Source organism: Amycolatopsis acidiphila (genome assembly GCF_021391495.1).
Classification (GTDB): domain Bacteria; phylum Actinomycetota; class Actinomycetes; order Mycobacteriales; family Pseudonocardiaceae; genus Amycolatopsis_E; species Amycolatopsis_E acidiphila.
In genome coordinates this window covers 6,405,514-6,418,178 of the sequence record NZ_CP090063.1, presented here as the reverse complement: position 1 = coordinate 6,418,178, position 12,665 = coordinate 6,405,514, and the positions used below count along the sequence as shown (strand labels likewise).

The window sequence follows — 12,665 nt, the reverse complement described above, 5'->3', positions numbered from 1 at the left end:
ATGGCCATCAGCGTCTTCGACCTGTTCTCGATCGGGATCGGGCCGTCGAGCTCGCACACCGTCGGGCCCATGCGTGCGGCCGGGTTGTTCCTGGAGAGCCTGGGCGACCTGCGATCCCGGGTGCGGCACGTCCGGGTCGAGCTGTTCGGGTCGCTCGGCGCGACGGGGCACGGGCACGGCAGCGAACGCGCTGTCCTCTTAGGACTGTCCGGGGAGAAGCCGGAGACGGTCGCGATCGACGCGGAGCCGTCCTACGACTTCGAGGTCGAGCTGGTGCTGCACCGGCGGAAGTCGTTGCCGGCGCACCCGAACGGGATGATCTTCCGTGCGTACGGCGACGACCTGCTGGCCGAGCGGACGTACTACTCCGTTGGCGGCGGGTTCGTCCGCGGAGAGCAGGGGATCACCGAGGACGCCACGCCGCTGCCGTTCCCGTTCTCCACCGGTGCGCAGCTCCTGGCGCACACCCGCGAACAGGGCGTGGCGGTCAGCGAGATCATGCTGCGCAACGAACTCGCCTGGCGCTCCCGGGAGGAGATCCGCGCCGGGCTGCTGCGCATCTGGGACGTGATGGCCGAATGCGTGCGCAACGGGTGTGAGCCCGACGGCGTCCTGCCCGGCGGGCTCAAGGTGCGGCGACGGGCGAAGTCCTTGCACGCCAAGCTGCTCGCGGAGGGCGATGGCGGAGACTCCTTGCAGGCCATGGACTGGGTGAGCCTCTACGCGCTGGCCGTGAACGAGGAGAACGCCGCCGGTGGCCGGGTCGTCACCGCGCCGACCAACGGGGCCGCGGGCATCATCCCGGCGGTGCTGCACTACTACCGCCGGTTCGTGCGGGATGCCGGCGACGACGGGGTGGTCCGGTTCCTGCTCACCGCGGGCGCGATCGGCGTGGTCCTCAAGACGACCGGCTCGATCTCCGGTGCCGAGGTGGGCTGCCAGGGTGAGGTCGGCTCCGCGTGCGCGATGGCGGCGGCCGGGCTGACCGAGGTGATGGGCGGCAGCCCCGAACAGGTGGAGAACGCGGCCGAGATCGGCGTCGAGCACCACCTGGGGCTGACCTGCGACCCGGTGGGCGGGCTGGTGCAGATCCCGTGCATCGAACGCAACGCGGTCGCCGCGTCGACGGCGATCCACGCGGCGCGGATGGCCATGCGCGGGGACGGCGGGCACGTGGTCACGCTGGACAAGGCGATCAAGACCATGCGGGAGACCGGTGCCGACATGAAGGTGAAGTACAAGGAGACCGCACGCGGCGGGCTCGCCGTGAACGTGATCGAATGCTGACATGGCTGGCGCCGACGAAGCACTGTTCCGGCCGGTCCGCGCGGGCAACGCCTTCGAGGAGACGGTCGAGCGCCTGCTGCAGTCGATCCGGCTCGGCGTCGTCGGGGCGGGCGAGCGGCTGCCGCCGGAACGGGAGCTGGCCGAGCGCCTCGGCGTGAGCCGGGTGACCCTGCGCGAGGCGATCCATGCGCTGTCCGACGCGGGGTATGTGGAGTCGCGGCGCGGGCGCTACGGCGGGACGTTCGTGCACGAGACCCTGCCCGAGCCGTCGGCGGGGGACCAGCGGCCCGACCTGGAGGACACGCTCAGCGTCCGGTATGTGCTGGAGACCGGGGCCGCGGAGCTGGCCGCGATGCGGTCGTTGAAGCCGCCGTCGCGGGAGCATCTGACGGCCACCCTGGCGGAGGCCGCGGCGGCGGACCTGACCGACTACCGGCGGCGCGACTCGCGCCTGCACCTGGCGATCGCTGAGGTCACCGGCTCGGCCTCGCTGACCTCGGCGCTCGCGGACGTGCGGATGCGGGTCAACCGGCTGCTGGACGAGATCCCGTTGCTGGAGCCGAACCTGGAGCACTCCAACGCCCAGCACGAGGCTGTCGTGGCGGCCATCCTGGCGGGCGATGCGGCCGCCGCCCGCCGAGCCATGGCCGAACACCTGGAGGGGACGGCGTCGCTGCTGCGGGCGTTCTTGACCTAGGGAGCGTCCGCAAAGGCTCAATCGCGCTCTCCGCGCCCAGGCGGCCCCTGGACGGCACCGGGAATTCACCCGAGTACAACCCGGTACGAGGGCGAATCCCTGGCACCACCAGGAACCACCTGGATCACGAAGCCCATCGACCAGCCTTTGAGGACACCCCCTAGCGCCGCGCCTTCGGGATCACCAGCGGGGTGCCGGTCTCCGGGTCGGGCAGCACGCGGCACGGGAGGTCGAAGATCTCCTCCACCCGCTCCGCCGTGACGACCTCCTCGGGCGTGCCCGTCGCGATGACCTCGCCGCCGCGCATGGCGATCAGGTGCGTGCCGTAGCGGGCGGCGTGGTTGAGGTCGTGCAGCACCGCGACCAGCGTCCGCCCCTGCTCCGCGTGCAGCTGTGCGCACAGGTCCAGGATGTCCATCTGGTGCGCGATGTCCAGGAACGTCGTCGGCTCGTCCAGCAGCAGCAGCTCCGTCTCCTGCGCGAGCGCCATCGCCAGCCACACCCGCTGCCGCTGCCCGCCGGACAGCTCGTCGACCAGCCGGTCCGCCAGCTCGCCCACCCCGGTCGCGGCCATCGACCGCTCGACGACGGCCGCGTCCTCCTTCGACCACTGCCGGAGCAGCCGCTGGTGCGGGTACCGGCCGCGCGCCACGAGGTCGGAGACCGTGATGCCCTCCGGTGCGATCGAGCTCTGCGGCAGCAGCCCGAGGCGGCGGGCGACCTGCTTGGCCGGCATCGACGTGATGACCTCGCCGTCCAGGTACACCATGCCCTTGCGCGGTTTGAGCAGCCGGGCCAGCGCGCGCAGCAGCGTCGTCTTCCCGCAGGCGTTCGGGCCGACGATCACCGTGAACGACCGGTCCGGAATCGTGACGGCGAGCTCTTCGGCGACCGTGCGTCCGTCGTAGGCCAGGGTCAGGCCTTCCCCGTGCAGGCGGGTGGCGGTCGTGGTTTCGGCGATCGCGGTCATGAAGTTAGGCTAACCTGCCTAGCCGTCGAGCGGTATCGGTCGCCCGCGTGATCACTACTCCCGGGTCTGACTGCCCATCATCACCACCGCGTCCCGCAACGCCGCCCGCAACCGGCCCACGTCCAGTGGTTCCAGCACCGCCGCCTCCCCAGGAGGTGCCACCACGACCACCCGTCCACTGCTGACGAACACGGTCAGGTCGCGCTTCCGGCCGGCCAGATCCCGGCAGGAGACGGACCATTCGTCCTGAGCCACGTCGTTCCCCCCTCGTTCGTGTTCTCCCGGACCGTGCGTGGGACAGCCTGCCGGCGTCGTCGTGACGGTGGGCGCGGGAAACTCACCCGGACGGTAGCGTGAGCCACGTCACCGGCGATGGGAGAGTCAGATGTCGGAACCCGGGCGGATCGTGATCATCGGAGCGGGCCTCGGCGGCGCGACGGCGGCGGCCACTCTGCGTGAGCACGGCTATTCGGGCGAGCTCGTGGTCCTCGGCCAGGAGGAACACCGGCCCTACGAGCTGCCCGCGTTGTCGAAGGGGCTGCTGCTCGGCGACACGGACGAGCCGGACTGGGTGCGCGACGAGGGCTTCTACCGGGAGCACGACATCGACCTGCGGTCCGGCACCGCCGCGATACGGATCGAACGCGGCGCCCGGCTCGTCGTCGACGACAAGGGCACCGAGCACCCCTACGAAAGGCTGCTCCTGGCGACCGGTTCGCGGCCACGCCCGCTGCCCGTGCCCGGCGCGGACCTGCCGCTGGTGCGCACGCTCCGCACGCTCGACGACGCCCTCGCCCTGCGCGCCGCCTTCTCGACCGCCGAGCGCGTGGTGATCATCGGCGCGGGCTGGATCGGCACGGAGGCCGCGGCCGCCGCCCGGCGGCACGGGGTCGAGGTGACGGTGGTCGAGCAGGCCGCGGCGCCACTGCTGGCGGTGCTCGGACCCGAGGTCGCGGCCGTTTTCCAGGACCTGCACAGCGAAAACGGCGTGCACTGGCGCCTCGGCACGGGCGTCAGCGAGCTGACCGGTGGCGGTGTGCGCCTGTCCGACGGGACCGAGCTGCCCGCGGACCTGGTGCTCGTCGCGGTCGGCGTCGCGCCCCGGGTCGACCTCGCGCACGACGCCGGGATCGACCTCACCGACGACGGCGGTATCGCGGTCGACGCCACGTTGCGCACGGGCGCGTCCGACATCTACGCCGTCGGCGACATCGCTTCGCACTTCCATCCGCGCTACCGCAGGCGGATCCGGGTCGAGCACTGGGCCAACGCGAAGAACCAGGGTGCCCACGTCGCGGGCAACCTGCTCGGCGGCCAGGAGCCGTACCGCAACGTCCCGTACTTCTTCTCCGACCAGTACTCCCTCGGCTGCGAGTACCGGGGCCTCGCCGACCCGGACAACGACGAGCTCGTCGTGCGCGGCGACCTCGCCAAGCGTGAGTTCATCGCGTTCTGGCTGCGCGGGGGCGAGGTGACCGCCGCGATGAACGTCAACGTGTGGGACGACGGCGAGGCGCTGAAGGCACTCGTCGAGGGCGACGCGACCGTTACCGCTCAGCAGTTGCGAGAGTCGGATCTGTCGGCGCTCGCCTCTTCGTAGCCAGGAAGATCACCAGGGCGGCGACGGCGAAGCAGGCCATCACCGTGCCCATCGGGATCGCGGTCCGCTCGCCGCCGATCCCGACCAGCGGGGTGGCAAGGCCGCCGATGACGAACTGCAGCACGCCCAGCAGCGCCGACGCCGCGCCCGCGGTGCTGGGGTGATCGGCGAGCGCGAGCGAGGACGCGTTCGGCATGACCATGCCGATGCTCGATACCAGCAGCAGCAACGGCACCAGCAGCGCGGCCAGCGGCAGCGAGAACACCGCGGCCGCCAGCACGCCCAGCCCGCCAGCGGCGGACACGATCAGCCCGGCCGCGAGCAGCGCGCGTTCGGGGAAGCGGCCGACGAGCCAGCCGTTGAGCTGGCCGGCGAGCACGATCCCGACGCCGTTGGCGCCGAAGACCAGGCTGAACTCCTGCGGGCTCAACCCGTAGACGCCTTGGAGCACGAAGGACGACGCCGACACGTACGCGAACAGGCCGCCGAACATCAGCGCGCCGGCGAGCGCGTAGCCGAGGAAGGACCGGTCGGCCAGTAGCCCGCGGTAGGTGCGCAGGGTGGCGGCGAGCCGGTTGGGGCTGCGTCGGGCCGGCGGCAGGGGCTCGGGCAGCGCGAGCACGGTCGCGAGCAGCAGCAGCGCGCCGAACACGGTCAGCACGACGAACACACCACGCCACGACGTCAGCCGCAGGATCTGCCCGCCGATCACCGGGGCGAGGACCGGCCCGAGGCCGCTGACCAGCATCAGCAGCGAGAAGAACTTCGTCATCGCCGTGCCGGAGTACAGGTCCCGCACGATCGCGCGGGCGATCACGATGCCCGCCGCCGCGCCGAGCGCCTGCAGTGCCCGCGCCGCGATGAGCAGCTCGACCGACGGGCTCAGCGCGCAGAGCACGGACGACACCGCGTACAGGACGAGCCCGGCGAGCAACGGCGTCCGTCTGCCGACGGCGTCGGAGATCGGGCCGAGCACCAGCTGTCCCACCGCCAGCCCGATGATGAAGGCAGTCAGCGTCAGCTGCAGCGTCGCGTCGGCGCTGTGCAGATCGCCCGCCATCCGCGGCAACGCGGGCAGGTACATGTCGATCGACAGTGGCGCGAACGCCGAGAGGCTGCCGAGGATCAGGGCGTTGCGCAGGGTCCGGGGCTTGGGGGGTGTCGTGGTCGCCGTCATCGGCACGGCGAACCCGCGCAACAGCGTTTCTATTCCGGATGTGGCCTGGACCATAACCGGCGTGGCCGTCCGCCGGCCGCCCGAACACGTAGGCTGCGGCCACATCGACGAGGAGGTGCGCGTGGCCGAGCGGTTCGGTGGCTACCAGAACGAGATCTACCTGCAGGGGCTGGCCGGAACGACGCCGGCCCTGAGCACCGACCTGACCGCGCTGGAGGAGTCCGCCGCGGCGGTGCTCACGCCCGAGGCGCTCGGCTACGTGGCCGGTGGTGCCGGGGCCGGGGCGACCATGCGGGCGAACCGGGAAGCCTTCGACCGCTGGAAGATCGTGCCGCGGATGCTCACCGGCGCGACCGACCGCGACCTGACCACCACACTGTTCGGTGCCGAGCTGCCCGCACCGGTCCTGCTCGCGCCCGTCGGGGTGCAGTCGATCGTGCATCCCGACGGCGAGCTGGCGACCGCGCGCGCCGCGGCGGGGATGGGCTTGCCGATGATCCTGTCCACCGCGTCCACCCGCACGATCGAACAGGTCGCCGAGGCGAACGGCGACGGGCCGCGGTGGTTCCAGCTGTACTGGCCCAACGACCAGGACGTCACCGCGAGCATCCTCGAGCGGGCGCACAAGGCCGGTTACACGACGCTGGTGGTCACCCTCGACACCTGGTCGCTCGCCTGGCGGCCCCGCGACCTCGACCGCGCGTACCTGCCGTTCATCAGGAACGAGGGCACCGCGATCGCGATGTCCGACCCGGCGTTCCGCGCGCGGCTGGCGAAGACGCCGGAGGACGACGCGGCGACGGCGATCCTGCAGTGGGTGGGCATGTTCACCGGCACCGACCACAGCTGGGACCAGCTGGTGGTGCTGCGCGAGCTGTGGGACGGCCCGATCGTGCTCAAGGGCATCCAGCACGTCGACGACGCGCGGCGCGCGGCCGACGCCGGGATGAACGGGGTCGTGGTGTCCAACCACGGCGGGCGGCAGGTCGACGGCGCGCTCGGCGCGCTGGAGGCGCTGCCGGGTATCGCGCAGGCCGTCGGCGACCAGCTGGAGGTGCTGTTCGACTCGGGCGTGCGCACCGGTTCCGACGTGATCAAGGCCCTTGCCCTGGGGGCGAAGGCGGTCCTGCTCGGCAGGCCGTTCGTGTACGGCCTCGCGCTCGGCGGCGAGGACGGCGTGCGGCACGTCCTACGCAGCCTGCTCGCCGATCTCGACCTGACGCTCGCGCTGGCCGGGCACCGCACCGCGGCGGCGCTGACCCCCTCGGCACTGGTCCGCGGCTGAGACCGAAATCGCTCGCGCGTGCCCGTTATACTGGAAGGCGTATGTCTACGCCATCCCCCCTTGCCGAGCTGCGGGCCAGGCTGCCCGAGTTGATGTTGCGCGACGAGCACCGGCTCCGTCGCCGGCTCGACGGTGCCCGCAAGTCGCGCGATCCCGAGCGCATCGCCCGGCAGATCGCGGGGGACATCGACGCCGCGGAGCTGCGGGTGCGCCGGCGCCGCGAGAGCCTGCCGGAGATCACCTACCCCGCCGAGCTGCCGGTCAGCAGGCGCAGGGACGACATCGCCGCCGCGATCCGGGACAACCAGGTCGTCATCGTCGCGGGCGAGACCGGGTCGGGCAAGACCACGCAGCTGCCGAAGATCTGCCTCGAACTGGGCCTCGGCGTGCGCGGTCAGATCGGGCACACCCAGCCCCGCCGCCTCGCCGCGCGCACGGTCGCCGAGCGCATCGCGAGCGAACTGGGCACCGAGCTCGGCGGCACGGTCGGCTACAAGGTCCGCTTCACCGACACCAGCGGCGACGACACGCTCGTCAAGCTGATGACCGACGGCATCCTGCTCGCCGAGATCCAGACCGACCGGCTGCTGCGCCGCTACGACACGCTGATCATCGACGAGGCCCACGAGCGCAGCCTCAACATCGACTTCCTGCTCGGCTACCTCAAGCAGCTGCTGCCGCGCCGTCCCGACCTCAAGGTGATCATCACCTCGGCGACCATCGACGCGGAGCGGTTTTCGGAGCATTTCGGGGGGCTCGGGGGGTCGTCCCCCCGGGACGGGCACAGCGGGGGCGCGCCGATCGTCGAGGTCTCGGGCCGCACCTATCCCGTCGAAGTCCGCTACCGCCCGATCACCGACCCCGACCGGCCCGACGACGAGGACCGCGACCAGGTGACGGCGATCTCCGACGCGGTGGACGAGCTGTGCGCCGAAGGGCCGGGCGACATCCTGGTCTTCCTCTCCGGGGAGCGGGAGATCCGCGACACCGCGGACGCGTTGTCCAAACAGGACCGTCGCAATACCGAGATACTGCCGCTGTACGCGCGGCTCTCGGCCGCCGACCAGCATCGGGTGTTCCAGCGGCACGCGGGCAGGCGGATCGTGCTGGCCACGAACGTCGCCGAGACCTCGCTCACCGTGCCCGGCATCAAGTACGTGATCGATCCCGGCACCGCACGCATCTCCCGGTACAGCCACCGCACGAAGGTGCAGCGGCTGCCGATCGAGCCGATCTCGCAGGCCTCGGCGAACCAGCGCAAGGGCCGCTGCGGGCGGACCTCCGACGGTATCTGCGTCCGCCTCTATACGGAAGCGGATTTCGAGTCCCGTCCGGAGTTCACCGAGCCGGAGATCCTGCGCACGAACCTCGCGTCGGTGATCCTGCAGATGACCTCGCTGGACCTGGGCGACATCGCCGCGTTCCCGTTCGTCGAGCCGCCGGACCGCCGCCAGATCAACGACGGCGTGCAGCTGCTGCAGGAGCTGGGCGCGCTGGAGAAGGACGGGCTGAGCGACATCGGGCGCAAGCTGGCGCAGCTGCCGGTGGACCCGCGGCTGGGCCGGATGGTGGTCGAGGCCGCGAAGAACGGCTGTGTCCGCGAGGTGATGATCATCGCCGCCGCACTGTCCATTCAGGACCCGCGCGAGCGCCCGGCCGACAAGCAGGAGGCCGCCCAGCAGCAGCACGCGCGGTTCGCCGACAAGACCTCGGACTTCCTCGCCTACCTGAACCTGTGGGAGTACCTGCGGGAGCAGCAGAAGGCGTTGTCGAACAACCAGTTCCGCAAGCTGTGCCGCGCCGAGTTCCTGAACTACCTGCGCGTGCGCGAATGGCAGGACATCTACAGCCAGCTGCGCCAGCTGGCCAAGCCGCTGGGCGTCACGCTGAACAGCGAGCCCGCCGACCCGCAGAACGTGCACATCTCGCTGATCTCCGGGCTGCTGTCGCACATCGGGCTGAAGGACCCGGACAAGGGTGACTACCTCGGCGCCCGCGGCGCGCGGTTCGCCGTGTTCCCCGGCTCGGCGTTGTTCCGCAAGCAGCCGCGGTGGCTGATCTCGGCCGAGCTGGTCGAGACCTCCCGGCTGTGGGCGCGGGTGAACGCGCGGATCGAACCGGAATGGGTGGAGCCGCTGGCCGCGCACCTGGTCAAGCGCAACTACTCCGAGCCGCACTGGGAGCGCAGGCGCGGCGCGGTGATGGCGAGCGAGCGGGTGACGCTGTTCGGCGTGCCGCTCGTGGTCGACCGCAAGGTGAACTACGGCCGCATCGACCCGGAGCTCTCGCGCGAGCTGTTCATCCGGCACGCGCTGGTCGAAGGCGACTGGGACACCCAGCACAGGTTCTTCGCCGAGAACCGTGCGCTGCTCGACGAGGTCGAGGACCTGGAGAACCGGGCCCGCCGGCATGACCTCCTGGTCGACGACCAGACGTTGTTCGAGTTCTACGACCAGCGCGTCGGCGAGGAGGTCGTCTCCGGACGGCATTTCGACACCTGGTGGAAGAAGACGCGGCGCGCGCAGCCGGACCTGCTCAACTTCGAGAAGGCCATGCTGATCAACTCGGCCGCCGAGCAGGTCCGCGAGTCCGACTACCCGGACACCTGGGTGCAGGGCTCGCAGCGGCTGGCGTTGACCTACCAGTTCGAGCCCGGTGCCGACGCCGACGGCGTGACGGTGCACATCCCGCTGCCGGTGCTCAACCAGATCACGCCCGACGGGTTCGACTGGCAGGTGCCGGGGCTGCGCGAGGAGCTGGTGACCGCGCTGATCAAATCGTTGCCCAAGCAGTTGCGGCGCAACTTCGTGCCGGCGCCGGACACCGCGAAGTACGTGCTGTCGCAGGTGGGTCCGGCCGACGGACCGTTGCTCGTCGTGCTGGCGCGTGAGCTGCAGGACCTGCGCGGGGTCGCGGTCCCGCCGGACGCCTGGTCGGAAGTGCCCGAACACCTGCGGGTCACGTTCCGGGTGGTCGACGAAAAGGGCCGGAAACTGCGTGAGGGCAAGGATCTCGCGGCCCTGAAGCGGCAGCTGAGCGGTCAGGTCCGGGAGACGATCTCCAAGGCGGCCGACAGCATCGAGCGTGCCGGGCTGACCAGGCCGGCGTTCGGGGAGCTGCCGCGGGTGTTCGCGAGCACCCGGCGCGGGCACGAGGTGAAAGCGTTTCCCGCGCTGGTCGACGAGGGCGAAACGGTGGCCGTGCGGATGCTCGACACGCCGGTCGAACAGCGGCAGGAGATGTGGCTGGGCACGCGGAAGCTGTTGCGGCTGAACCTGCCCTCGCCGATGAAGTTCATCAGCCGCAACCTGTCGAACTCCTCGAAACTGGTGCTGGGGCGCAATCCGCACGGCAGCGTGGCCGCGCTGCTGGAGGACTGCGTGAACTGCGCGGTGGACAAGCTCATCGCCGACAACGGTGGGCCGGTCTGGGACGAGGCCGGGTTCGCGGTGCTGCTGGAGAAGGTGCGCGGCGGGCTGAACCCGCTCGTGCTCGACGTACTGTCCGAAGTGGAGCAGATCCTGCTCGCGGCGAACGACGTGGAGACCCGGCTGGCGGACGCGCACGGCCCCGCCGAGTCGCTCGCGGACATCCGGGTGCAGCTTGATGGCTTGGTGTTCAACGGCTTCGTGACGGCGACCGGCTTCGACCGGCTGCCGAACCTCGTGCGGTACCTGCGCGCGATCGAGCGTCGGATCGACAAACTCGCCAACGCGGCGGCGAAGGACGTCGAGCTGCTGCGGGACCTGCAGTGGCTGCGCGAGGAGTACCAGCAGACCGTCGACGTGCTCCCGCCGGGCGTCCAGCCGGGCCCCGCGCTGGTGGACGTGCGCTGGATGCTGGAGGAGCTGCGGGTGAGCTACTTCGCGCAGACGCTCGGCACCGCGTACCCGGTCTCCCCGAAGCGGATCCTGAAGGCCCTGGACGCGGCGGCCTGATCACTTCGCGTCGGCGTAGGTGTCGACCACCGCCGTGTGCATGGGGAAGTGCACCGGGCACGACGGGCCGAACATCAGCGCCGACGCTTCGGCCACCGAGGAGTCGATCAGCGCCGGCACGTCTGCGGCCACTTCGTCCGGCGCGTGCACGATCACCTCGTCGTGCTGGAAGAACACCAGCTGCGCGGGCTCGGGAAGCCGCTGCCGCAGGGTGGCGAGCAGCACCGCGGTGAAGTCCGCCGCGCTCGCCTGTACCACGAAGTTCCGGGTGAACCGGCCCCAGTTGCGCGCTGCCTGGCGGCCGCGGCCGTCGTCCTCCGCCGCGCCGGTCAGCGCCCGCCACGCCTCCGACGGGGCCGGGGACGTGCGGCCCAGCCGGGACCGGACCCGCTCGCCGCGCTCGCCGGCCTGCGCGGCATGCTCCACATAGGACACTGCGTCCGGGAAACGCTGACGCAGCAACGCCAGCAGCGACGCCGCCTCCCCGGCCGTGCCGCCGTACATCGCCGACAACATCGCGATCTTCGCGCGCCCGCGCGACTTCTCGTCCACTGCAGGAAACATCGCCTCGGCCAGTCGCGCGTACAAATCGGTCGACGCGGACACCTCGGCCAGCCGCCGGTCGCCGGACAGCGCGGTGAGGATCCGGGGTTCGAGCTGGGCCGCGTCCGCGACCACGAGCTTCCAGCCCGGGTCCGCGCGCACGCACACCCGCAGCGTCTTCGGGATCTGCAGCGCTCCGCCGCCCTGGCTGGCCCAGCGTCCCGAGACCACCCCGCCGACCACCCACTCCGGGCGGAACCGGCCGTCGTGCACCCACTCCTCGAGCCACGCCCAGCCGTTCGCCGAGTGCAGCCGCGACAGCTCGCGGTACTCCATCAGCGGCGGCACCGCGGGATGGTCGATCTTGCGCACGACATGCGCTCGCGCGGACGGGATGGAGATCCCCTCGCGGCCGAAGGCACGCACGATCGACGCCGGGCTGTCCGGGTTGACCGGTTTGCCACCGAAGGCCTCGCTCACCCGCGCCGCAAGCTCCACCAGCTTCTTCGGCCGCTGCCCGGCGGCCACCCGGGGCCCGAGGATCTCCGTGAGCAGCGCGTCGTGGACGTCCGCACGCCAGGGCAGGCCGTCGTGCGCCATCTCGGCGGCCACGAGCGCGCTCGCCGACTCGGCCGCGATCAGCAGCCGCATCCGGTCGGGGTGCTCGCACTGCCGGACGCGGCGCTCCTGCTCGGCCAGCACCGTCTTCGCCGCGTCGACCACCGCCACGCCGGGCGGCAGGCCCGACGCGCGGGTCTCGAACAGCGCCGGCTGGGCGTCCGCGTGCGACGGCTCGTCCGGCGGCGGCTCGAGCCCGTTGGCCCTGGCCAGCGCGGCGGCCAGGCTTCGGGGCCCGCCGCGGCCCTCATACGCGAGCAGCAGCCCCTCGGCGAGCGAGAGGTCGTGGCAGCGGCTGGTGCGCAGCCCGCCGCGCACCAGCTCCGGGTACAGCCGCTCGACCGACGCGAACACCCAGCGCGGCTGGTGCGCGCGCTCCTGCTCCGCAAGGCCGGCGAGGTCGACGGTGCGCCGACCGGATGGTTCCAGCACCGTGTAGGTGCCGTCCTCCTCCTGGCCGACATAACTGTGCACACTCCCATTCTGCGCCTGACCACCGACACTTTTCGGCACTGGGCAGGGTCGACTACTGTTCGGTAACGTCCATACT

Annotated in this window: 9 protein-coding genes; 5 read left to right on the top strand and 4 right to left on the bottom strand. The window is 71.3% G+C overall.

Annotated features, from left to right (window positions below; genetic code table 11):
- A complete protein-coding gene (locus LWP59_RS31415; protein WP_144643835.1) occupies positions 1–1,287 on the top strand; it encodes an L-serine ammonia-lyase in 1,287 nt (428 codons plus the stop codon).
- A gap of 1 nt (position 1,288) precedes the next feature.
- Positions 1,289–1,984: a FadR/GntR family transcriptional regulator gene (locus tag LWP59_RS31410; protein WP_144643836.1), complete on the top strand. Its 696-nt coding sequence runs from the start codon at positions 1,289–1,291 to the stop codon at positions 1,982–1,984.
- Positions 1,985–2,144: 160 nt separating this feature from the next.
- Here LWP59_RS31410 and LWP59_RS31405 read toward each other — a convergent pair whose 3' ends face one another.
- Positions 2,145–2,954, bottom strand: coding sequence for an ABC transporter ATP-binding protein (locus LWP59_RS31405; RefSeq protein WP_144643837.1), 810 nt, complete (start codon positions 2,952–2,954; stop codon positions 2,145–2,147).
- Positions 2,955–3,008: 54 nt separating this feature from the next.
- Entirely contained in the window at positions 3,009–3,209 is a 201-nt protein-coding gene (locus LWP59_RS31400) for a hypothetical protein (protein ID WP_144643838.1), read from the bottom strand.
- 130 nt (positions 3,210–3,339) lie between these two features.
- On the opposite strand from LWP59_RS31400, the gene LWP59_RS31395 reads away from it, so the two are divergent.
- Positions 3,340–4,554 (top strand): NAD(P)/FAD-dependent oxidoreductase, encoded by a 1,215-nt coding sequence (locus tag LWP59_RS31395; protein WP_144643839.1) that lies wholly within the window; start codon positions 3,340–3,342, stop codon positions 4,552–4,554.
- On the opposite strand, the gene LWP59_RS31390 is transcribed toward LWP59_RS31395, so the two are convergent.
- Positions 4,502–5,731 (bottom strand): Bcr/CflA family multidrug efflux MFS transporter, encoded by a 1,230-nt coding sequence (locus LWP59_RS31390; protein WP_144643863.1) that lies wholly within the window; start codon positions 5,729–5,731, stop codon positions 4,502–4,504. The genes LWP59_RS31395 and LWP59_RS31390 overlap by 53 nt on opposite strands.
- 121 nt (positions 5,732–5,852) lie before the next feature.
- Here LWP59_RS31390 and LWP59_RS31385 point away from each other — a divergent pair, with 121 nt between their 5' ends.
- Complete coding sequence (locus LWP59_RS31385; protein WP_144643865.1) at positions 5,853–7,016, top strand: lactate 2-monooxygenase; 1,164 nt, start codon at positions 5,853–5,855, stop codon at positions 7,014–7,016.
- A gap of 92 nt (positions 7,017–7,108) precedes the next feature.
- Positions 7,109–10,954 (top strand): ATP-dependent RNA helicase HrpA, encoded by a 3,846-nt coding sequence (gene hrpA / locus LWP59_RS31380; protein ID WP_444541910.1) that lies wholly within the window; start codon positions 7,109–7,111, stop codon positions 10,952–10,954.
- Here hrpA and LWP59_RS31375 read toward each other — a convergent pair whose 3' ends face one another.
- Positions 10,955–12,589 (bottom strand): bifunctional 3'-5' exonuclease/DNA polymerase, encoded by a 1,635-nt coding sequence (locus tag LWP59_RS31375; protein WP_229857790.1) that lies wholly within the window; start codon positions 12,587–12,589, stop codon positions 10,955–10,957. It abuts the gene before it with no gap.
- Positions 12,590–12,665: the final 76 nt, after the last annotated feature.